The sequence below is a fragment of the Rhodococcus sp. A14 genome, from assembly GCF_011603105.1.
In the GTDB taxonomy this organism is placed as follows: domain Bacteria; phylum Actinomycetota; class Actinomycetes; order Mycobacteriales; family Mycobacteriaceae; genus Rhodococcus_F; species Rhodococcus_F opacus.
The window spans coordinates 1-22,459 of the sequence record NZ_JAAOQS010000130.1; the positions used below are offsets into that span (position 1 = coordinate 1).

Here is a 22,459-nt window from a genome sequence, read left to right on the forward strand (position 1 = left end):
AAGTGATCGATGGTGCGGACGAGGACGGCCTCGTCGAGCGGGCCGGTGCCGGCCGCGTCCCGGAGCAGAGCAGTCAACTGCCGGTCGAAACGGGCGTGCTGGACGAAGTCCACCAACTCACTCTTCAAAGCTCCGCCGCGGGCGATCAACTCGGCAAGCGTCGTCTCCGGCGGGGCCTCAGCACCCGGCTGCGCCTCGTGCAGGTCAGCCATGAACGCCGGTCCTGGTTCGTATCATCATCCGCATCACGGCCGTGATGGTACCGGCATCACCTGATCCGGTGACTGCGACGACGCAGGGCCGAACCACCTCGAAAAGGCACCACTGAAGCACCCTCGGGGGTGAAGCGACAGGGGAGCGTAGGGGCAGCTTCACCGACCCGCGAGGGCAAGTACGTGCGCGGGCAGTACGTGCCGGGAGTAGGCCGGTGCGACTCGCTGACAACTCCGCACAGATGTAGAAGCGCAGCATCCGCGGGTGCCGGCGTCGACGCCGCGGTCGCGGGTCCAGGCGCGGACTTTGGGGATGGACTAGGCGCGACGTTAGTCCGCGGGACCGCTGCACCGTCGCGGCGATCTGAGATGCCACATTCTCCGATCTGCGAGGGCCCGCCGGCCAGGTTGTCGAGATCGGCTATTACGCCGGAGGACGATCACCTGTTCGAGGGTCGCCGGCGCAGGGTAACTGGCCGTACCGACACGTTGCAGAGCAAAAACGCGCTGACGACGCAGTTTCGGGGGGATAACTGCGTATAACTGAAATTATCGTCGTCGAGTGCGCGCAAACCATGAGTGACACGGGGCGGCGCAGAAACAGCGGTAAGGAGAGCCTGCTGTTGGTTCCACACGTTTCGGTATCGGTTTCCAGATTTCGTGTCGGTGGCGTGTCGGTTGTCCAAGTTTCGTGTCGGTAGGAAGCCCTAACAAGACACGTTTCCACAGGTCACGAGATGGCTGACCGATCTGCTATTGCCCAGGCACCGAGGAATCCGACGAAATTCCGGGATGCCCGTTCCGACTAAATGGGTGGAAAGCAGGTCGCCGACATGAACGACTGACACCGGACGTTGGAACCTACAGCTCCTTCCGGGGCTACCGCCGTGTCCTGGAGTGGGCAGCAGTCGGCGCAGGCACACTCCCAGACCATCGACGCGGCCTGGGCGCCGGTCACCGATGCCCTCGGCGCACTGGCAAGCTTGGCGACGACGGCACCGTCTACCGGATCGTGCTGCTGACCCGACTGCCCCGCACCGACCTGACCGTGGTCTCGCGGTGTCCCGATCAAACCAGGTCTGTAACTTCTGTGGCTGCCGCGTGCCGCACACGAGCGTGGTCGTAGATGTCCGCGTTCGTGCGGATTGCGGTCTCCTCGTGGGCGGTAAGAGTGCGGCGGACTTTTCCGGGTATGCCGGCGACAAGCGATCCGGGTGGGATGTCCGCACCTTCGGGGATCAGGGCATTGGCTGCGATCAAGCTTCCGGCCCCCACGCGTGCCCCGTTCATAACGGTGGCGCCCATTCCGACCAGAACGTCATTTCCGACTGTGCAGCCGTGCAGGATCGCGTTGTGGCCCACGGATACCCCTGTACCGATGACAAGCGGAAATCCAGGATCGGCGTGAAGAACGCAACCGTCTTGGATGTTTGTCCGCTCCCCGATCTCGATGCTTTCCGCATCGCCGCGGACCACTGCGCCATACCAGATGCTCACTTGTGGTCTGATGCGCACAGTCCCGACGACGGTGGCATTCGGTGCGATCCACACATCTTTCGCGATGTTTTGATCGCCTGCGGTCAGAGAAATTCTCACGGTGTTGTCCTTACTGGCTCGAGCCGGTGTCTGTCGGTGGGCCGGCGGGCTGTGGTGAAGTCGTCCTCACCGATCCGGTGAACGTGGACGAGATTGGTGGAACCGACGGTATGGGGCGGTGATCCGGCGACGATGACGACGAGGTCGCCTGGTTGGTACCGATCCAAGGCGAGGAGTGCGCGGTCGACTTGGCGGACCATTTCGTCGGTGGAGTCGACTGGGTCGACGACGAAGGTTTCGGTGCCCCATGTCAGCGCCAACTGATTGCGGACCCGCGGCGTAGGAGTAAACGCCAGCAACGGTAGGTGTGTGTGGAGGCGGGCCAGCCGCCGAACGGTGTCGCCGGACTGTGTGAATGCGACGAGCGCTTTCGCGTGCAATCGTTCGCCGATGTCTCGGGCGGCGAAGGAGATCACTCCGCCGTGGGTTCGGGGGACGTGGGTCAGGGGTGGGACGTGGGTGGACTGCCGTTCGACGGCATCGAGTATCCGGGCCATCGTGCGGACCGTCTCGATCGCATGTCTGCCCACTGAGGTTTCTCCGGAGAGCATCACCGCGTCAGCACCGTCGAGCACGGCGTTCGCGACGTCCGAGGCTTCCGCTCGGGTCGGTCGGGCATTGTCGATCATCGATTCGAGCATCTGCGTGGCGACGATGACCGGTCGGGCATTCTCCCGAGCGATCTGCACGGCACGCTTTTGCACGAGCGGTACTTGTTCGAGGGGAAGTTCGACCCCGAGATCTCCTCGGGCGACCATAATCGCGTCGAATGCGATCACAATCTTTTCGAGAGCGTCTACGGCTTCCGGCTTTTCGATCTTCGCGATGACCGGAACCCGGCGTCCGACGCGGTCCATCACCTCGTGGACCCGGTCGATGTCGGCGGGCGATCGCACGAACGAGAGTGCGATCATGTCCACGCCCAATCGAAGTGCGAACTCGAGGTCGTCGATGTCCTTGTCCGACAGGGCGGGGACTGACACGTTCATCCCGGGCAAGGACACGCCCTTGTTGTTCGAGACCGGGCCGCCCTCGACGACTCGGCACACCACGTCATTGCGGTCGACGGCGGTGACGGTCAGCGAAACTTTGCCGTCATCGACGAGGAGTCGATCTCCGGGGCGTGCGTCTTGGGCGAGTTGCGTGTAGGTCGTCGATACCCGGTCATGAGAGCCCACGCACTCTTCGACGGTGATACGGACCTCTTCGCCTGGCGCCCATATTGTCGCGCCGTCGGCGAAGCGGCCGAGCCGAATCTTCGGGCCCTGCAGGTCCGCGAGAATGCCGACTGCCTTGCCGGAGTCCCGGGATGCCGACCGCACTCGACGGTAGTTAGCCTCGTGATCGGAGTGGTCCCCGTGACTGAAATTGAGGCGGGCGACATCCATCCCGCTGTCGACGAGCTCTCGGATGCGGTCATCGGTTGCGGTCGCGGGCCCGAGTGTGCAGACAATCTTCGCGCGGCGAAGGGCTGTCGAGGCCGGCGCATCAAGGTCGATCGCGGAGTTCTCTTTCGCGATGGTCGGGTCGAGGGTGGTGTCCATTGGGCTCCTTGTAAATCGCACTGCGTCCAGCCACGTTGTCGAGTCAGCGGTGTGCGTGGACCGAGAGGTAGTCACGGGCAATGCCTGAACCGATCTGTTCGAGGAGGCTTTCCGCGTTGGCCATGCTGTTGCGTTCATCGGGTTCGAGATCGGTGAGGGTGTAGACGGCGCCGAGGCCTACCGCGTGCGCGTCGTCGGCGGTCACGAGGGAGCGACCTGCCACGGCAACGGTGGGTACCCCGACCCGCCGAGCGGCCCGAGCGACGCCGACTGGCCCCTTACCCCGCAGACTCTGCTCGTCGAGGGAGCCCTCACCGACGACGACCAGTGCCGCGGCTTGCACGACGTCCGAGAAGGAGGTGAGTTCGAGAAGTAGTTCGATGCCCGAGGTCAGCCGCGCCCCGAGTACCGCGGCCATTCCGAAGGCCAAACCGCCCGCCGCACCGACACCGGGAGACTCTCGAATGTCCCGCCCGACTGCCGTAGCGACCACGTCCGCCCAGCGACTGAGGGCGTGATCGAGATGGGCAACCGTGTGGGGACTGGCACCCTTCTGCGGAGCATAAACGAACGCCGCGCCGTGCCGCCCGGTAAGCGGATTATCGACATCACACGCAACGATCAACTCGACATCGCGTAGACGAGGATCGAGTCCTTCGACGCACAGGACGTGCGCCTCGGACAGGTCCTGGGCGCAGGGGTAGATGGGGTCCCCATCGGCGTTGAAGATGCGCGCCCCGAGCGCGGCCAACGCACCGGCACCACCATCGGTGGTGGCACTGCCTCCGACTCCGAGCACAATCCGATCTGCGCCGCGGTCGAGGGCATCCACCATCAACTGCCCGACACCGCGGGTGGATGCTGTGCGCGCTGTGGTGCGCGTCGGGCCGCCGGAGCCGAGGTTGGCCAGCCCTGCGGCAGAGGCCATCTCAATAACCGCGGTGCTGCCACGCAGCGCGTAGGTAGCGGTCACCGTCTGCTGCAGTGGGCCGGTGACCGAGCAGGTGACCGGTGCATAGCCTTGTCGAATCATCATCTCGACCGTCCCCTCCCCACCGTCGGCGACCGGGAACTCGATCACCTTCAGATTCGGTGCAGCGGAACGCACACCGCGTGCGAGGGCGGCCGCAGCATCCGACGCAGATGCCGACCCCTTGAACTTGTCCGGGGCGATCACCATGTGGCCGGTGCTGTTGTGTACTGGCGGACTAATCACGAGTCGACCTTCGGTGTTCGATTGTGCCTGGGTCATCGTTGCCTCAGAACGCCACTGACTGCACGGCGATGATGGCTTTGTCGTTCATGGTCTTTACTCCTTGATGGGACTCGGTCTGGTGGGTGTGCTGGCAGGCAGGACCTGGATGGCGCCATCGCGGCCCGGGTATGCGGCGTCGTGATCACGGTCATCCCACGTGTGCGGTGGTGCGGGCTTCGTCGGGCTCGGAATGCGGGCGGCTGCGGGGTCGAGAACTATCCACCGTTGCGGCCTCCACCTCGGTGATGGCATCAGGTTCGCGGAGCAGATCTGACGACGAGAAGTTCCCCAGCGGCCCAACGACTATTGACCGCGGCGATCCGGATGGATGCCGCTTGCGGCTGCGTGGAAGGGGCACCCGAACAGCTAGTCAATCCTCGAGGATTCGAGATCTGCCGGCGACGCGCATCGCAGCCCCCCGGCGCTACGTGGGAGGCGAAGCCGACCAGGCACCGACCCGTCCGCGCGGCGTTGCCCGCTCGTACCCACTGCCACCGCCGCGCGATGGCCGTCCTCACCGTGCACCTCCTCGAGCGTCGATCTGATACATCGACGGTAGGTGTGAGCCAGATCATTAAGCAACGTTAAGTTCACCATTCGTGCCGGTCGTCGACGCTTACGATCGCGAGATCATCCTCCCGTCTGGGAGTTATGCCGTTACCGCCAATGCGTCGACTGGGCCGGTAGAGCCGGGGACGCGGGATATTCGCAACGACTACGGCTGTCTGCCCGCGGTACCAGTTCAGGGAGGTCTATGACGGTGTCGGCCCAGGCGTGAAGGAGTTGGTGGTCGTGGCTGACGGCGAGGATCCCGAGAGCCGCATCAGCTTCCTCTATCAGGACGTGCACTAGCGCGGCGGTGGTAGCGGGGTCGAGCATGGCGGTCATCTCGTCGCAGATCAGGTATCGGGGTCGTTGGATGAGGGCACGGGCGAGGCAGGCTCGCTGCAGTTGTCCGTCGGAGACCTGATGGGGTTGGCGTTGCAGTAGATCGGCCGTGAGACCAACCCGCAGCGCCGTGGTATGAACCGTGCGTGCCCGCTGATCTGCCGGGGTGCCGGTGACAGCAAGCGGTTCTGCGATGATGCGTTCGAGTGTCCACCGCGGTGAGGTTGCCTGCCGAGGTGATGGGAACAGCATCGCGATGCTCCTCTGGCGCCTGCCCCGCAGTCGACTGGGTGGGGTAAGGGGCTCTCCGTCGACGGTGACTGCCCCTGCAGAGGGCAGATGCAGGCCTGCGAGGACACGGGCGAGTGTCGTTTTGCCGGACCCGGATGGTCCAGTCAGGCCGACAACGCTGCCGGCCGGGATCGTCAGGTCGATGTCGGTCAGCAGGGAATATCCCGGGGTGTGGCCGACGGTGATGTTGTGGGCGCGCAGGCTCACCGGGGGGCTCCGATCAGGCGGCGGATCACACGGCCGCCGCGGTAATCGAGGGAGGTCGGTGCACCGGACAATAACGAAACCGGGCAGTTCGCGTGAGTGACACGGTAGTGCGGGAGACTCGTAAGTTCTGGCGGCATCTCGGGTGGCGGTGAGAGTCCGTGCTCGGGCAACGCGGCGAGCAGGGCGCGGGTGTAGGGGTGCCCGGGATCGTCGAGCACTGCTGTGGTGGAGCCGGTTTCGACAATCCGGCCGGAGTGCATCACCGACAGGCGGTCGGCGTGCGTGGGCAGCGCCGCTAGGTCGTGGGTGATGAGCAGGACAGCGGCTCCGGTGTGTGCGCAGTCGTCGAGTAGGTCGAGGACGTGTGAGGTCAGTTGGGGGTCGAGGTTCGAGGTGGGTTCGTCGGCGACGATGACCGCTGGGTCCCCTGCGAGCGCGAAGGCGATCGCGGCGCGTTGGGCCATCCCCCCGGACAGCTGGTGTGGGTACAACGCCGCCACGGCGTCGGGTAGGCCCACCCGGATCAGCAGCGATGTCACGGTGTGGCGGGAGCGGAGGTGACGGAGGGTCTCGGTGAGTTGATCGCCGACCGTGCGCACCGGAGTGAGAAATGTTGCGGCCGATTGCGGGACCAGCGCGATGCGGCGGCCGCGAAGCCGCCGCCACTGATTCTCCCGGGTACCGACGAGTTCGGTGGGTACCGCGTCGCCGTCGGAGAGGGTGACGGTTCCGGTGGCCGTTGCGGTGGCCGGGAGCAAGCCGCACAGCGTCGCAGCGATGATCGACTTGCCGCATCCAGATTCGCCCACCAGGGCATGTACGTGCCCGGCATCGAGGCGTAGGTCGATATCGCTGACAGCGTGAACAGTTCCGGCGCGGGTGGGGATCCGCACGGTCAGCCCGCGTGCCTCGACAAGCGCGGTCGTCATCGCGGACTCCTTTCCATGATGGGTGGGCTGATGCGGTCGCGCACAGCGGCCCCGATCCCGGCTACGGCGAGGGTGGTGAGGAGGAGAAGCAGGGCCGGGAAGGTGAGGGTCCACCAGCCGCCGAGGAGCAGTGAGGAGCGGGCCTCCTGCAGCAGCGTGCCGAGTGAGGGTCGGTCCGGGGACAATCCGAGGCCGAGGAACGACAGTGTGCTCTCGTGCCAGATCGCGTGCGGCAGTAGTAATATCACCGCGATCACGGTTTGACCTGCGGCGGCCGGCATGAGGTGGGTTCGCATGACCTGCGCGCGGGTGGCGCCGGCGAGATACGCGGCGTCGACGAAGGCGCTGCCGCGAACGGTGAGGACCTCGGCGCGAGCGATGCGGGCGACCTGGGTCCAGTGGGTGAGCGCGATCGACGCGATGATCGCGGCCAGGTTGCCGGGGTAGAGGGCGACGATGACGATTCCCAGGAGCAGGTGCGGCATGGCGTTGATGCCGTCGACCGTACGCATGGCGAGGCGATCCGCCCACCCTCCCACGGCGGCGGTCACGACCCCGACCGCAGCCCCGAGTGCCGCGGAGGCAAGGGCGCAGATAGCGGCGATCAGGAGCGAGATCCGCAGGCCGGCGGCGACGCGGACGAAGAGGTCCCGGCCCGCGATGTCGGTGCCGAACGGGTGCGACCAGGACGGAGCCTGCCGGGCTGCGGAGAAGTCGGTGAGCCGGTCGTCCACCCCGGCGAGCCACGGGACCAGCAGCGCATACCCGCCGATCACCGCGAGGAACGCCACCCCCAACCACAGTGTCAGTCCCCCTGATCGGCGGAAGGGGCGATCAGGCATCGGGGTTCACCCTCGGATCCAACAGGGTGTACGCGATATCGGCGAGCAGTGACCCGACCAGGACGACCAGTGTCGTTCCCAGCGTCAGTGCCGCCAGAAGCGGGAAATCCAGCTCACGGGCGGCCGTGACGACGGCTCCGGCCAGACCGGGCCAGGAGAAGACCTCCTCGATGATCGCGGCGCCGACGATCAGTTCCGGCAAGCGCAGGCCGATCACGGTGGCGAACGGGGCGAGCGCCACCGGGACGATGTGCCGCCACAAAATCACCGCACTCGGCAGACCGCGGGCCCGGGCGCCGAGCACCGCATCGGAGGCGGCGGCAGCGCGCACGGACTCCCGCACCGACAACAGCAGCCACGGCATCTGCGAGAGCGCCAACACCGCTGAGGGCAGAACGAGATGACGAACAACCTGTCCCACCGTCGGTGCGACGCCGGCGTCGGTCAGCCCCGCCACCGGTAACCACCCCAGAGTCAGTGCGAACACGGCAACAGCGGTGAGGGACAGCACGAACGGTGGCACCGCCTGCACCATGGTCGCCGATCCCGTGATCACACGGTCGACCAGCCCGCCAGGGCGGGCACCAGCACACACTCCGAGCAGTAGTGCCGCGCCGATCGCGGAGGTCAGGCCGACACCGGTAAGCAGCAGTGTCCACGGCAGTCGTTCACCGATCACCCCCGCGACCGGCTGGGAAAAGCTCCGCGACACACCGAGATCACCGGTAACCAGGTCGGACAGCCACTGCCCGTACACCTTCCACCACGGTTCGTTCATGCCCAGCTCGGTCGCGATCCGGTCCTGGTCGGCGCTCGAGGTCGTCAGATAGCGGTCGCCGAGGTAGCTCGCCAATGGATCGAACGGGGACCGGGACGCGACCGCGAACAAAGCGGCAGACACAATGCCGAGCAGCGGGACAGCGAAGGCTAGGCGTCGCAGCACCATTCGCCTGACCTTCGCCCGCCGATTGATCGGCGCAGGAACTGGCGCACCGCTGCCGGTGGGCGGTGCCGCGGTGCGGGCGTTCACGGTGCCACTCACCGGCGTGTCCAGACGCGCAGATTCCACCACGGCCCCCAGTTCACGCCGTGACTGTGCGGTTCCAGAACGGGGGTCGATCCGGTCCAGACGTTTCCGCGTTCGATGTAGGTGTGGTCGAGGAACACCAGCATCACGTAGCCCGGATCGGCGACGTATGCGGTCTGTGCAGTCCGGTAGTCGGCGGCGCGTGCCTGCGGGTCCAGGACCCGGCGGGCATCGTCGAGTGCACGGTCGACAGCAGGGTTCGCATAGTCGGAGGCGTTGTCGTAGGGGGATCCGGCACCAGGCACCGCGAACCGTGAGTGCAGCGTCGAGTACACCTGCGGATCCGGGTCGAACGGCAGGTCACCACCACCGAGCATTCCGGCCTTGCTCGGCAGCTGATTCGGGAAGGTGGAACGGTCGACGGCTTCGACGTCGACCCGGACACCGAGCCTTTCCGCGTCGGAGGCGAACGCCTGAGCGAGGTCCCGGCGCAGGGTGTCCTCGGGGAAGTACATGATTGTGAACTCTGCACGCACACCGCTCTTCGCGCGGATACCGTCGCTGCCGCGCATCCAGCCGGCCTCGTCGAGTAGTGCGGCAGCGCGGGCCGGGTCGTGCGGGAAGGTTGCGGTCGGTTCGTAGGCGGCGCCGTACACCTCGGGGATCGGTGTCGAGGCGGGCCGGCCATATCCACCGAGGATGTGGTCGACCATGCCCTGCCGGTCCACCGCCAGGTTCAGAGCCATTCGCATGGCGGGGTCTGCGGTGACAGGGTTGTCGGCGGGTAGTGTGACCCCGCGCCAGTCAGCGGACGCGTTCACCCTGACCTGGTACCCCGGCTTGTTCCGAAAGGTGTTGGCCAGCAACGGTGGGACGTTTGTGCCGTCGAGCTCCCCGGCCGCCATCCGCTGCGCCCGGGCGTTGTCGTCCGGTGCGTAGATCATCGTCAGCTTCTTCACCTGCGGTGCGCCGTCCCAGTAGTCCTCGTTGGCCTCGTACACCGCCTGGTCCGGCCGCGAGGAAATGAGCTTGTACGGGCCGGTTCCGACGGGGGCGGTATTGAGGGTGGACTCTTCGGCCCGCCCGCCGGACAGTCGCTCGGCCGGAGCGATTCCCAGGAGCATCTTCGTCGGCCACGCCGCGTACGGGTACTCGAGGCGGAACTGTACCGTCGACGGATCCACGGCGGTCACCGCATCGATCATGTCGAGGCTGCTCAGCAGCGGTGACGCGGACCGTGGATCCAAGATGGCGTCGTAAGTCGCCGCGACGTCGTACGCGTCGAGCCCGGTGCCGTCGGTGAAGCGGACATCCTCACGAATCTTGACGGTCACGAGCAGTCCGTCGTCGCCGACAGTGGGCATGTCCGCGGCAAGCGCCGGTTCGAAAGTCGGCATGCCGTCGCCTCCGACGAGGCGAAGCAGGCCGTCGTAGATCTTCGACTCTCCCGCCTCCCCGTGCCCATTGACGGGGTTGTAGCCCCCGAGTTCGTAACCATCGGCCAACACCAGGGCATCCGAGTCGGACGGGACCCGTTCCTCGGGAACTGTGCAGCCGCCCATAGCCAAGGCGGCGGCCACCGTCGTGGTGATGATCAGCGGTCGACGTCGGTGACCGGTCACAGTCGATCTCTCCTTTTCGCATGAGCGCGGCACCGCGACCCAACATGTGCACATTTGTTCAGATATTCAGGTGTTTGCGCCGGGTTCGGCCGAAGGGGGGCGGCCCGGGCCACCCAATCCGCGGTGTTCGAGACCCCAAAGGTGTACTTCCCTGAAAGGGAAGGCACCGTCGCGGATCTCGAGATCCGCGACGGTGCCGCACTCACGCGCTTCTACGAACGGCCGCCGGCAGCGGGTACGGACCGGCGAAGGGCGGGTGAGTCCCCGAGTCGGGCCCGCATTCGTTCCAGCTGCACATACGCGGTGTTCCGGTAGGCGACCAGATCCTCCTGCGCCGTGGAATCCAGGTCGAGAATTCCACGGCCGGACTTGATGCCGAGGTTGCCCTCGGCGACGGACTGTGTCAGCACCTCCGGTGTGGCGAATCGCTCGCCGTAGGCATTCTCGAGCGTACGGAACGTGTCTTTGTAGACGTCGAGGCCTGCCATGTCTGCGATGGCGAATGGACCGAAGAGCGAGAGCCTGAAGCCGAACGAATTCGACACGATCGCATCGATCTCCGACGCGGTGGCCACGTTCTCCTCGAGCATCCTCGCCGCTTCCTTGTACAAGGCGTACTGAAGCCGGTTGGCGACGAACCCGGGGCTGTCGGACACGGTGGACGGGTGCTTGCCCACTGCTCTGATCAGGTCGCAGGACAGGGCGACGAGTTCGGGCCGCGTCGCCTGGTGGGGAATGATCTCGACGCAGGGGATAAACGGCACCGGGTTCATGAAGTGCACTCCCAGGAAGCGTTCGGGGTTGGTCACTCCTTCTGCCAGTGACGTGATCGAGATGGCGGAGGTGTTGGTGCCGATCACCGCGGTGTCATTGGCGCCGGAGATCCTTCGCAGCACATCGAGCTTGACGGCCGGGATCTCGGGAACCGCCTCGATGACGAAGTCGGCGTCCGAGACTGCGGATTCCATGGACTCGGCCGCGCCCAGGTTGGCCTGGATTGCTGCCGCCGAACCCTGCGGCAGCAGGTCCTTGGACTCGAATTCGAGCGCCTCGGCATGGAGTCGGTCCCGCGCCGCCGAAGCGGAGGCGGCATCGACGTCTGCGATGCTGACGCGGTAGCCGTGGGCGGCGCAGATCTGGGCGATGCCGCCGCCCATGTACCCGGCTCCGACGACAGCAATGTGTCGAATTGATTCTGTGGTCGTCATCGACCGTCACCTCTCACTGATTGCGGATGGAAGAACCATCCATTTGATTTGTCATGGGATCGGATGACCCCGCGTCGGCGTCGACCTGGTGTTCATGCGAGTGCAGGTGCTCGGCGACGAGCACCTGCACTCGGTCGGCCACGACGCGGACCGGAACGCCGGTCGCGGCGGCTACCTTGTGCAGGTCGTCGTGCTCGGGCTTGGCCCGGTGCGGTCCGACTTTCACCCGTACCGGAATCCCGTCGACGTCGACATGGATCCACGTGCGGGGCAGCGTTCGACGATCAATTGTCGTGCGCCGAACGCCCAGCGTTCCAGTCCTGCTGAGCAGACATACCTCGACGGAGGCAACGGAGGGCGGACGGCACAGGGCCGAAATCACGTGTGCCGGCCGATTCTTCTTCCCTACCACCGGTGCGATCCAGGCATCGGCCGCACCCGAGTCGAGCAGTTCACCGACGAGTTGTCCGAGGACCTCGCCGGTGACGTCGTCGACGGTGGTCTCCAGCATCACCATCGAATCGACGGCTGCATTGCGTGCCACCTTCGAACCCAGCACCGCGGTGAGCACATTCGGCCGACCGGGGGTATCGCGCGAACCCGCGCCGTAGCCGACCGCATCGATGGTCATTTCCGGAACCGGTCCGTAGCGTGCTCCCATTGCGGAGAGCAGTGCGGCGCCGGTGGGTGTCACCGTTTCGGTGGGTGTGTCGATGCCGATCACGGTGACGCCCCGCAGCAGGCCGAGGGTTGCCGGTGCAGGCACCGGAAGCATTCCGTGCGCAGCCCTGGTTTGACCGATGCCGAGCCCCACGGCACCGGACCACACTTCGTCGATACCGAGCGCGTGCAGGGCCGCCGCGACGCCGACCGTATCGACGATGGTGTCGACACCGCCGAGTTCGTGAAGGTGGATGGATTCGACGGGTGCACCATGGATCGTGGATTCGATCTGGGCCACCGAGTGAATTGCCGTGACAGCGAGGTCCGCCGCCGCGGAGGGTTGCGCTCTGCGGGCCATGGCCAGGAGCTCGGCAGCGTGTCGTTCGGTCACGATCTCGTCGACGTCGACAACGGCGTGCAGGGCACGTACACCCTGTCGCTCGACGGAGTCGGTCGTCAGATTCCAGCCGGTGATTCCCGTCGAGTCGATCGCCAAACGAACCTTGTCGATGGGTGCGCCGAGATCGAGTAGCGCACCGAGCAACATATCGCCGGAGATGCCGGCTATGGGGTTGAGCCACAGGATCATGATCGTCCGTTTTCGTGGGCGCGGGGCCGACAGCACAGCATCGACAGGCGGTGTGCGGCCATGGCGGCACCGAACCCGGAATCGATGTTGACCACGGTCATACCGGCGGCGCAGGAGGTCATCATCGCCATCAACGCGGTGATTCCCTCCAGCGCCGCGCCGTATCCGGTGGAGGTGGGGACGCAGATCACCGGTGCCGCAACGAGCCCACCGAGGACACTCGCGAGGGCTCCTTCCATGCCGGCCACGACGACCACGGCGTCGAAACGCCGGATTTCGTCGATGCGCGCCATGAGTCGATGCAGGCCTGCGACTCCGACGTCCCGCACATCGGTGACCGCCAGTCCGATCGCTGCCGCGACCGCGATCGCTTCCGCGGCGACGGGCCCATCGGCCGTCCCGGCGGTCACGACACCAAGGGTGAAGCTTTTGCGCCGCCCGGCGGGGCGCCACACCAATAGCCGTGCAAGGTGGTCGTAGACGCCGTCCTCGACACCCGCCATCACCTCGGCGGCGACATCGGGCGGCACCCGGGTGACCAGTACCGGACCCGAATTGGTCTCGAGCAGGAGCCGGACGATTCTCACGATTTCGACGACCGTCTTGCCAGGTCCGTAGACCACTTCGGGCAAACCTTGTCGCCGTTCGCGATCGAAGTCGACCGTGAAGTTCTCAGCTACGGGGACACTCATCGCGACACCGGCGTCAAGGACAGCAATGCGTTCATTCCGCCACTGCGCAGACCGCCGAGGTCGAGGGAACCGAACACGAAGCCGGCACTGCGCAGTGCCGTCAGGATGTCGCCGCGACGGTCGAATGCACTGGTCAATTCGGTGTCCGCGATCTCGACGCGGGCCAGTGTGCCATCCGCGTGTGCGCGCACCCGGAACTCGCGAAAGCCGAATTGGCGCAATGACTCCTCTGCCCGTTCGATGCGCCCAAGAAGTTCCGGCGTGACGTTGTCGCCGTACGCGATGCGCGAAGAAAGGCATGCCGCGGCGGGCTTGTCGGCGGTTGCCAACCCAAGTTCTCGGCTGATCGAGCGCACATCGTATTTGGTGAGTTCCGCGTCGACCATCGGGAAGATCGCACCCCGTGCGACCGCGGCAGACTGTCCTGGCCGATGATCGCCGAGGTCATCGAGGTTGGTTCCCAATGCCATCCGCGCACCCATCATCGAGGCGAGTGGAATCAACGCGTCGAACAGGGCGGTCTTGCAGTGGAAGCAACGGTTGCCGGTGTTCGCAACGTAATCGGGGTTGTCCAGCTCGTCGGTGCAGACCTCGACGTGTGGGATGTTCTGCTCCCGCGCGAAGGTCCTCGCGGCCACCCTCTCCGATGCCGGAAGGCTCGCAGAGACGGCCGTGACGGCCACTGCCCGATCACCGAGCGCGCGATGGGCCGCAGAGGCAAGCAGTGCGGAGTCGGCGCCGCCGGAGAAGGCGATCAGTAGCTTGTCTTCTTGACTCAGGCGAGCCATGAGTCGGGCGAGTAGTTCACTCATGAGTGTGTGCCTCGATCAGGTAGGGGATCGTCTGCGGCCCCTCGGGGAGAACGCAGACCCGGGCATCGGGCCCGACGGCGGCCAGTTCCGCTTCGACCGCCGCGGCGATGTCCTCCACCAGGAACAGGTGTGCGGTACGCAATTCCTCGTCCGACAGATGTGTGGTGTGCATGCCGACGCGGGCGGTGGCGAGCAGGCGCGCAAGTACCTGTACTTGCCACTGATCGGGGACCGTTTCGGTGCGCGCGGAGATCGCCGCCAACAGCTCGGCCGGGGTCGGCTCCGACGCGAGGACCTCTCGGAAGGAGCCGTGATCGGGAAACCCGTCACTGCATTCGGCCGCGCAGATGATCAGCCCGCCCGGTTTGACCACCGTCGCGGCGGCGGTCATCCCCTTGACCGCCTGGTAGACGCTCTGGTCGAGGGGGAAACCCGCGTTCGTCGTCACCACGACGTCGTACAACTGGGGGACGGGGCACATGGACAGTTCGTGGACCACGCCGCGTGCAGCGGCATGCATGGCGAGCAGTTCGCCGCCGAACGCGGCGATCACCTTCTGCTCACGGTTGAGCACCACATCGAACGCGAAGTCGACGCCGGTGCCGTGGGCGATGGCGCGAATATCGTCATGTACCGGGTTTCCCTCGCACACCGCCCATGTGGCACGGTCACTGCCGATCCGCGCGGCGTTGTGCAGTGTCAGTACAGTCTCGAGACCGGCCAATCCCGGAGCGACCAGCTTGGGACCACCGCTGAACCCGGCGAAGAAGTGAGGCTCGACGAAACCTGTCGTGATCTTGATGTCTGCGTCGACCCAGTGGCGGTTGAGCCACACCGGAACACCGTCGCCGTGATTACCCATCCAGGCCAGTGACTCGGTGTCGCGTGCATCGTGATTGACGATGCGCATCGTGTCGACCAGTTCGTCGCCCAACATCTGCCGCAGTTCGCTGTCCGTGTTGCCGCGGTGGGTCCCAGTTGCTACCAGCAATGTGAAGTCATCACGGGATGCAATGCCGTCGAGTTCGGCGAGGAGTGCTCTCACCATGAGTTCGCGCGGTTGCGGTCTGGTGAGGTCGCAGAGCGAGACCGCGATACGCTGCCCGGGTGTGACGATGTCCCGCAACGGGCGGCCGGAGACCGGCTTTGCCAGCGCGTCACGCAGGGTCGAGGCGGGGTCGGGAGCCGCCTCCAGGAATTTGGGAGCGACGACGGTGGTGCGGTCGGACGGAAAATCTACCGTCAGTCCCGTGGAACCGTACGCGAGGGTCACCGGCAGAACCGCACCCGGTTGGGTCGTAGTCAACAGTTTCTCCTTTGTTGCGATCCACGATCAGATGCACAACGGCATGTCATTCGATAACTTGGATTCTTCAGAGTCCACACGAGAGCGGCACTGCCCGTGATTAATTCGTCGTGAACGAGTGGTGGGGTGTCATCGCCTGATCAGAAGGCGACTTTGTCGGCGCCCTTGAGGTCGAGCATTTCACGTGCTTCGTCCGGTGTTGCCACCTCGAAGTTCAGGGCCTCGACAATCGTTCGGATGCGGGTGACCTGCTCGGCGTTGGAGGCAGCCAACTGTCCGGGTCCGATCCACAGTGAGTCCTCCAATCCCACACGCACGTGGGATCCGATGGCGGCCCCGATGGTCGCCAGTGGCATCTGGTTCCGACCTGCACCGAGGATCGACCATTCGTAGCTGTCTCCGAGGAGCCGGTCTGCGGTTCGCCGCATGTGCATGAGATCTTCGGGATGTGCCCCGATTCCGCCGAGCAGCCCGAAGACGGACTGGACGAAGAGCGGTCCCCGCGCCAAGCCGCGGCCGGAGAAGTGGGCGAGGTTGTTGAGGTGCGAGATGTCGTAGCACTCGAACTCGAACCGAGTGCCGTTGGAGTTGCCGATCTCGAGAATGCGCTCGATGTCCGCGAAGGTGTTCTTGAAGACGAGATCGCGTGACTTCTCCAGCGCGTCGCGTTCCCAATCGTTCTTGAAGTCCGAGAACCGGTCGAGCATGGGGTACAGACCGAAGTTCATCGAGCCCATGTTCAACGAGGCGAGCTCCGGCGAGAATGTGGCCACCGGTTTCATGCGCTCCTCGACGCTCATGTGCGGCGAGCCGCCGGTCGTGATGTTGATGACGGCGTCGGTGTTCGCCTTCAGCTTTGCCAGGATCGGTTCGAAATGCTTCGGGTCCTGTGAGGGCCTGCCGTCTTCGGGATCACGAGCGTGCATGTGCACGATGGCCGCGCCGGCCTCCGCTGCTCCGATTGCCGCCTCGGCAATTTCGTTGGCCGTGACGGGAAGGTACGGGGACATGCTCGGGGTGTGGATCGCGCCGGTGACAGCGCTGGTGATGATCACTTTGCGTTTGCTGGACATGGTGTTTCCTTCTCTGTGTCTGAGGTGGTCAGAAGAGCTTGTCGGTGTTTCCGTCAACAGCCATCGCCTGGCCGTTGACGTTGCGGGCCAGTCCGCTCGACAGGAAGACGGCCATGCTCGCGATGTCGGTGGCGTCGATCAGGCGTCCGAGTGAGGACTGTCCGCGGTACAGGGCCGCTACCTCATCCACGGGTCGGCCGACCATGTCGGCTTTGGCCGCGATCACTGCGTCGATGCGTGGCCCGTCGACTGCGCCGGGACAGATGGCGTTGACGCGGATGCCCTCGGCGCCGAGTTCGATCGCCAACGACTTGGTGAAGCCGATGACGGCCCACTTCGATGCCGAATACGGGCTGCGACCGGCCATGCCGAGTCGTCCGGCGGCCGAGGACATGTTGATGATCGATGCCTCGGATGATTTCCGCAGGAGGGGGAGGGCATGCTTGACGCAGAAGAACTGACCATGGATGTTGACATCGAACGTGGCCTTCCACGCGTCCGAGTCGAGTGAGTCGACAGGACCCGTCGGTCCCGCGACGCCGGCGTTGTTCACCAGCACATCCAGTCCGCCGAGGTTGTCGACCACGGACGTCATCAGGGTGCGGACCTGGTCCTCGTCCGACACGTCACTCACCGCAGCGACGAACCCGGCAGCCTTGGCGTTGTCGACCACCACCGGATCGATGTCGGTGACGAAGACGTCTGCTCCCAGACTCTTGAAGCTTGTCGCAATGGCGAGTCCGATGCCTGCCGCGCCGGCGGTGACGAGTACTCGTCGTCCGGAGAAATCGAGGGCGGAAGATGTCATGGTGCACAGGCTCCTTTGTGTTGGGCTGCGTGGTCCGCAGGAATGGGGGTGGTGATGGAGATTGCCGCCCGGCTAGTGCGCGGCGAGGGTGCTCTTGCCTGGGTCCTGGGTGCCCATCTTGAGGCCCAATGTCAGCAACGCTCCGACGGTGCACATTCCGGCGACGAACCACAGTCCGTTGAGTTTGCTCCCGGTCGCCTCTTCCACGAAGCCCATGACGTACGGACCGACGAATCCGCCCGTGAGGCCGATGGTGTTGACGAATGCCAGTCCGGCCGCCAGTGCCTTCCCGCTGAGTCGGGTAGCAGGGTATGTGAACAGAATAGGCTGCAGCGCAAAGAAATTGAACGCTGCGAGGCAGAATCCGATGAGTCCGAGTATCGGACCCCCCACCGCGCCGAGCGTGAACCCTGCTGCGATTCCCACCATGGTGCACGTGGCGATCTTGCGGGACCGGCCACCGGTCGTCGCCAGTTTGGGCACGGTCAACGCGCCGATACCGCAGAAGATCCACGGAACTGCGGTCAGCAAACCGATCTGAATGCTGGTGAGAGTTCCGTACGTGCCGATGATGGAGGGTAGGAAGAAGCTCAGCGAGTACACCGCGACCTGGTGCGTAAAGTAGATCGCGACCACGAGGAGGATCTGGCGGTCCTTGATGATGTCGCGAAGCCGGGAATTACCTGCCGCCTCAGCTCCGGCCTGTTCCTCGGCGGCGATTCGTGCTTCCAGATCTTCAGCCTCTTCGCGAGTGAGGAACGTTGCCTGAGTTGGCTTGTTGGGCAGCTTCTTCCAGACCACGATGGCCAGCAGGCATGCGGGCAGGCCCTCGAGGATGAACATCCACTGCCAGCCGTGCAGGCCGCCGAGGCCGTCCAGGGTCAGCAGTAACCCGCCGAGCGGTGCGCCGATGACATTGGCGATCACGACGCCCAGCAGGAAGACGCCGATGGCCTTGGCCCGATCCTTCACCACGAACCACTGCGTCAGAAAGTACATGACGCCGGGGAACAGGCCGGCTTCGGCGATGCCGAGGAGCATACGGAGGATGTAGAAGGACCATTCTCCTTGGACGAGCGCCATGGAGGCGGACAGCAGGCCCCAGGTGACCATGATGCGCGTGATCCAGAACCGTGCCCCGACCTTGTGCATGATCAGGTTCGACGGGATCTCCGAACATGCATAGGTGAGAAAGAAGAGTCCCGCACCGATCCCGTACGCGGTGGCTGAGATACCGAGATCGATCTCCATCCGGTCCTTGGCCATTCCGATATTGGATCGGTCGATGAACGCCAGAACGTACGCGCCGATCAACAACGGCATCAGTCGCCTGGAGATCACCTTGCTGATGACCTCAGGGGGCCTCTTGGTCATGGACGTCAGAATGTCGGACATAGGGTTTCCTCTGCAGTGTGATGCGTGCGTGAATGCGCGAGTGAGGTCGGAGCTGGGGGAGAATGAGTCCTGTCGTTCTAGTGCGAGTCTGCGATGAGCTGATTGGCCGGCTGGCAGCCGCAGGTTCGGCCCACATGCATGTGGTGCTCGCAGATCACTTCCCGGTACGTGGATCGAGGGTGGGTAATTTGATCGAGCAGAAGCTCGAATGCGCGCTCGGCCATCTCTTTCATCGGCTGGACGACGGTGGTCAGGGAGATCAGCGCGGATCTGCTGTGCGGAAGTCCGTCGCCGCCGACTACGGCCACATCCTCGGGTATCCGCAGGCCCAGCGACAGTGCATGCTCCATGAATCCGATTGCGATCTCGTCGGAGCCGCACACGACGGCGCGTGGTGGGTTCGACGAACCGAGCAGCGACGCCGCGGCGATCCGTCCGCCATCGTTGTCGAGTCGGGTACTGATCTTGCGCATTCCCGAAACGTCGACGCCGGCTTCCGCGGCGGTCCGTACGAACGCCACCTCCCGTTCGAGAGAGGCGGTCGAGAAACGGGGTCCGATTACGGTCGCGATCTCGGTATATCCGTGCGCAAGAACATGGTTCATCAAATCGCTGGCCGCCGCATCGAAGTTGATTCCCACGAAATCGCTCTGATGATGATGGGATCTGCGTGACAGGCAGACATATGGAATCCGCTTCTGGCGAAACACCCGCAGAGCACGAAGATCCTCACGAAGCGAGGCCGCGATGATGACGCCGTCGACGTTGCGTGCAGCAAGCGTGGCGGCCACTTGAGCGAGGGTGTCGGGATCATCCTGTGTGGTGGCGACGAAGACGTCGATGCCCTCTTCCCGGGTGGCGGAGATGATGTGCTGAGCCCATCCCGTGTACATCTGATTGACGATGTTGGGAAGAATCAAACCCACCACGCGAGTCAGTAGCGGATCTCTGCGCGGCCCGCCGACCGGGCGGTATCCCAGTTCGGCGGCCGTCTTGATGATCCGTCGGCGGGTCTCGACGGAAACACCGCCACGCCCGTTCATCACGTAGCTGACAGTGGCGGCCGAGACGCCACAGGCCCGCGCGACGGCAGCCGCCGAGACCTTTCGAGGGGTCGTTGCCGAATCGGCGGTCTCGATCTTCACTGCGCCTCCCTCCGCCGGGGTGATTGGACGATTAAGTCATTTCGTAAGTGACCTCCATTACAGTCGCAACGGCAAACATTAAGCAACGTTAAGTTCGAAGGAATTTTTCGATGCGAACCGAATGTGCACGCCAAGGCGTCATGGATGGCTGGTTCTGCTTACATCTCTGGCCGTATCGATCCAGGTAGAGCGCAAGCTGTTGTCCCTGAGGCACGGCTCGGACGCCACACCGGTCAGATGTAGTGCCAGCCGCCGTGCGCTCGTCCGGTCTCCCGGGTCGAGTGCGCGATGCGGCAGAGGCTGGCCCTGGGGGTCGCTGTGCGAGTTCGAACGAAGCGAGCCGGGGACCCGAGACGATGCACCCACGCCGTGGGAAGAATGGAAGGCGGTCCCATCTGGCGGCTCGGGTTGCCCGGCTTAGGCTGCCTAGCGGAGGTGCTCTAGATGAGGGGCTACCGCAGGCCCGCCCCTATTCGCGTCGGGCGGTCGTGTCCCGCACCTGGATGCCGTAGGGCAGTAGTTCGTTGCGTGGGGGACTCTCGTCGCCGGCGATCCGTTGGAGGATCATGCGGGCGGCTCGTTGTCCCATCAGGTCGCGCGGCACCGTCACGGTGCTCAACTGCAAAGGTCCTGCGCTCGAAAAGCTCATGTCGTCGAATCCGGTCAACGCCACATCTTCGGGCACTCGCTTGCCGATTTCTCGACAGACGTCGAGAACGCCGAGGGCGATGAGGTCGTTACCGCAGACGATCGCGTCGGTTTCGGGGTGTTCGGCGAATAGTGCTCGTGCACGCTGTGCTCCGGAGGCGCGGGTCAGTTCGCCCCACAGATCGGGTTCGTTGATCGCCTGCACGCCCGCTTTGGCGAGGGCGTCGCGGTATCCGCTCATGCGATTGGCGGACACGCTGGACGTGCCGGGACCGCCGAGGATGGCGACCTTGCGTCGGCCGGTGGCGACGGCGTGCGAGGCCATCTCGAACGAGGCGGAGTAGTCGTCGATGCCGACCCAGTCGGAGGGCTCGTCCTCGATCTTGCGGTAGAGCTGCACCACGGGGATGTTCTCGTGTCGGAGCTTGTCGAGGAGCGGCTTGTCGTCGGCGACGAGCGAGGTGAAGATCAGGCCGCTGCAGTTCCGATCGACCTGTGCCAGCGCGACATCTGCCTGACGGGAGCCATCCACGCCAACGTGCGAGACGAACACTTCATAGCCTTCTTCGGCGGCGGCGGCGATCACACCCCCGGCGACCTCGGTGTAGAAGGGGTTCGCGATGTCGGCGAGGAGTAGACCGATCGCTTTCGTGGTGCCCGAGCGCAGTTCCCGGGCTATTCGGCTGGGTCGAAATCCCATCTCGTCGGCGATGGCGAGGATCCGTTGGCGTCGCTCCTCGCTTACTCCTGGAGCCCCACTGAGTGCGTAGGAGACCGCCGCCGACGACACCCCCGCCTTACGAGCGACATCGCTCATCGTCACGCGGCGAGGACGGCCACCGACGCGACGGTCCCCGCTCTGGGGCTGAGTGGTATCGGTCATATCTGACAGCTTAGTCGGTTAAGCACCGAGGGGCGTCGAGACGGACGCACCGTCCGGGCGAGATGCTGATTCGGTTAAGCCCGGCCTAATGCCTGCTTCGTCGAACGTTTCGCCTGGCTGGTGCCGCCGAATGGCGCGCATATAGCCAGATAGGGGCGTGATGTTCCCCTGTGGCATTCCGTGCTTGTGCGCTGGAGCACAACGATGTACCGTTACTTACGCGATTAAGCGAAAGGAGAGCATCGTGAGTTCCACCGTTGACATGAAGAACGAAGAGGCTGTGCCCTACACGGGTCCGAAGCCGTACGGGATGAGTGACGATCTGATCGTTCCGGGTGCGTTGGATCTGGAGTGTGATGAGCGGCTGTGGGTTCCGCAGTCGAAGGACGTGGAGTTCCGGCCGCTGGTGTTGTCGGCGAGCCAGGGTTACTTCGTGAATATCCTGCGGGTGCGCCGTTCGGGGATCCTGTCCCGGCACCGGCATGCCGGGGCGGTGCACGCGTTCACCCTGCGGGGCCGTTGGCATTACCTCGAGTACGACTGGTGGGCTGAAGCGGGCACCTACGCGTTCGAGCCGCCCGGCGACATCCACACCCTCGAGGTCCCCGAAGACGTGACCGAGATGGCGACCCTGTTCCACGTGAGCGGCGCGTACATCTACGTCGACGTCGACGGCAACACCGTCGGCATCGAGGATGTGTTCAGCAAGATCGACAAGGCCCGCGCGCACTACGAGAAGATCGGTCTCGGCGCCGACTACGTCGACCGCTTCATCCGCTGACACTGCGGCGGACACCGCCTGACATGGCGCAACCACACCGAGT

General features: G+C 64.8%; 19 protein-coding genes and 1 pseudogene. 1 reads left to right on the forward strand and 19 read right to left on the reverse strand.

The features are described 5' to 3' along the window. The 19 genes and pseudogenes from G9373_RS39115 to G9373_RS39205 all read right to left on the reverse strand — a co-directional run. Positions 1 to 212, reverse strand: a pseudogene (locus tag G9373_RS39115) (hypothetical protein); the annotation flags it as partial. Between the two features lie 1,068 nt (positions 213 to 1,280). Next, the gene (locus G9373_RS39120; RefSeq protein ID WP_257014949.1) at positions 1,281 to 1,808 is read right to left on the reverse strand and encodes a gamma carbonic anhydrase family protein; all 528 of its coding nucleotides are present in this window, start codon (positions 1,806 to 1,808) and stop codon (positions 1,281 to 1,283) included. Continuing rightward, positions 1,805 to 3,352: a pyruvate kinase gene (gene pyk, locus G9373_RS39125; protein WP_206033427.1), complete on the reverse strand. Its 1,548-nt coding sequence runs from the start codon at positions 3,350 to 3,352 to the stop codon at positions 1,805 to 1,807. Before pyk ends, G9373_RS39120 begins: the two co-directional genes overlap by 4 nt. A gap of 43 nt (positions 3,353 to 3,395) precedes the next feature. Beyond that, positions 3,396 to 4,568, reverse strand: a complete 1,173-nt coding sequence (locus G9373_RS39130) for a glycerate kinase (protein ID WP_346842906.1) — start codon at positions 4,566 to 4,568, stop codon at positions 3,396 to 3,398. A 696-nt stretch (positions 4,569 to 5,264) separates the two neighbouring features. After that, on the reverse strand, positions 5,265 to 5,993 hold the full coding sequence (locus tag G9373_RS39135) for an ATP-binding cassette domain-containing protein (protein ID WP_167120350.1): 729 nt from the start codon (positions 5,991 to 5,993) through the stop codon (positions 5,265 to 5,267). Further along, positions 5,990 to 6,922 (reverse strand): ABC transporter ATP-binding protein, encoded by a 933-nt coding sequence (locus G9373_RS39140; protein WP_167120353.1) that lies wholly within the window; start codon positions 6,920 to 6,922, stop codon positions 5,990 to 5,992. Before G9373_RS39140 ends, G9373_RS39135 begins: the two co-directional genes overlap by 4 nt. Beyond that, the gene (locus G9373_RS39145; protein ID WP_167120356.1) at positions 6,919 to 7,764 is read right to left on the reverse strand and encodes an ABC transporter permease; all 846 of its coding nucleotides are present in this window, start codon (positions 7,762 to 7,764) and stop codon (positions 6,919 to 6,921) included. Before G9373_RS39145 ends, G9373_RS39140 begins: the two co-directional genes overlap by 4 nt. Continuing rightward, the gene (locus G9373_RS39150) at positions 7,757 to 8,710 is read right to left on the reverse strand and encodes an ABC transporter permease (protein ID WP_206033438.1); all 954 of its coding nucleotides are present in this window, start codon (positions 8,708 to 8,710) and stop codon (positions 7,757 to 7,759) included. The genes G9373_RS39145 and G9373_RS39150 overlap by 8 nt, the downstream gene beginning before the upstream one ends. Positions 8,711 to 8,802: 92 nt before the next feature. Then, a complete protein-coding gene (locus tag G9373_RS39155; protein WP_167120372.1) occupies positions 8,803 to 10,353 on the reverse strand; it encodes an ABC transporter substrate-binding protein in 1,551 nt (516 codons plus the stop codon). 272 nt (positions 10,354 to 10,625) lie between these two features. Continuing rightward, positions 10,626 to 11,621, reverse strand: coding sequence for a 3-hydroxyacyl-CoA dehydrogenase family protein (locus G9373_RS39160; RefSeq protein ID WP_133986916.1), 996 nt, complete (start codon positions 11,619 to 11,621; stop codon positions 10,626 to 10,628). Positions 11,622 to 11,634: 13 nt separating this feature from the next. Beyond that, positions 11,635 to 12,873: a nickel pincer cofactor biosynthesis protein LarC gene (gene larC, locus G9373_RS39165; protein ID WP_240960988.1), complete on the reverse strand. Its 1,239-nt coding sequence runs from the start codon at positions 12,871 to 12,873 to the stop codon at positions 11,635 to 11,637. Beyond that, positions 12,870 to 13,565, reverse strand: coding sequence for a nickel pincer cofactor biosynthesis protein LarB (gene larB, locus G9373_RS39170; RefSeq protein ID WP_061043123.1), 696 nt, complete (start codon positions 13,563 to 13,565; stop codon positions 12,870 to 12,872). The genes larC and larB overlap by 4 nt, the downstream gene beginning before the upstream one ends. Continuing rightward, positions 13,562 to 14,377: an ATP-dependent sacrificial sulfur transferase LarE gene (larE, locus tag G9373_RS39175; RefSeq protein ID WP_133986915.1), complete on the reverse strand. Its 816-nt coding sequence runs from the start codon at positions 14,375 to 14,377 to the stop codon at positions 13,562 to 13,564. Before larE ends, larB begins: the two co-directional genes overlap by 4 nt. Further along, positions 14,370 to 15,683 (reverse strand): nickel-dependent lactate racemase, encoded by a 1,314-nt coding sequence (gene larA, locus G9373_RS39180; RefSeq protein ID WP_240960989.1) that lies wholly within the window; start codon positions 15,681 to 15,683, stop codon positions 14,370 to 14,372. Before larA ends, larE begins: the two co-directional genes overlap by 8 nt. 140 nt (positions 15,684 to 15,823) lie before the next feature. Next, positions 15,824 to 16,756 (reverse strand): 3-keto-5-aminohexanoate cleavage protein, encoded by a 933-nt coding sequence (locus G9373_RS39185; protein WP_133986914.1) that lies wholly within the window; start codon positions 16,754 to 16,756, stop codon positions 15,824 to 15,826. Positions 16,757 to 16,784: 28 nt separating this feature from the next. Then, positions 16,785 to 17,564: an SDR family oxidoreductase gene (locus tag G9373_RS39190; RefSeq protein ID WP_167120357.1), complete on the reverse strand. Its 780-nt coding sequence runs from the start codon at positions 17,562 to 17,564 to the stop codon at positions 16,785 to 16,787. Between the two features lie 72 nt (positions 17,565 to 17,636). Further along, complete coding sequence (locus tag G9373_RS39195; protein ID WP_133986912.1) at positions 17,637 to 18,959, reverse strand: MFS transporter; 1,323 nt, start codon at positions 18,957 to 18,959, stop codon at positions 17,637 to 17,639. A gap of 77 nt (positions 18,960 to 19,036) precedes the next feature. After that, entirely contained in the window at positions 19,037 to 20,104 is a 1,068-nt protein-coding gene (locus G9373_RS39200) for a LacI family DNA-binding transcriptional regulator (RefSeq protein WP_133986911.1), read from the reverse strand. A gap of 469 nt (positions 20,105 to 20,573) precedes the next feature. Further along, positions 20,574 to 21,635, reverse strand: coding sequence for a LacI family DNA-binding transcriptional regulator (locus G9373_RS39205; protein WP_133986910.1), 1,062 nt, complete (start codon positions 21,633 to 21,635; stop codon positions 20,574 to 20,576). Between the two features lie 244 nt (positions 21,636 to 21,879). On the opposite strand from G9373_RS39205, the gene G9373_RS39210 reads away from it, so the two are divergent. Beyond that, on the forward strand, positions 21,880 to 22,416 hold the full coding sequence (locus G9373_RS39210) for a 2,4'-dihydroxyacetophenone dioxygenase family protein (protein ID WP_167120360.1): 537 nt from the start codon (positions 21,880 to 21,882) through the stop codon (positions 22,414 to 22,416). Positions 22,417 to 22,459 lie beyond the last annotated feature (43 nt).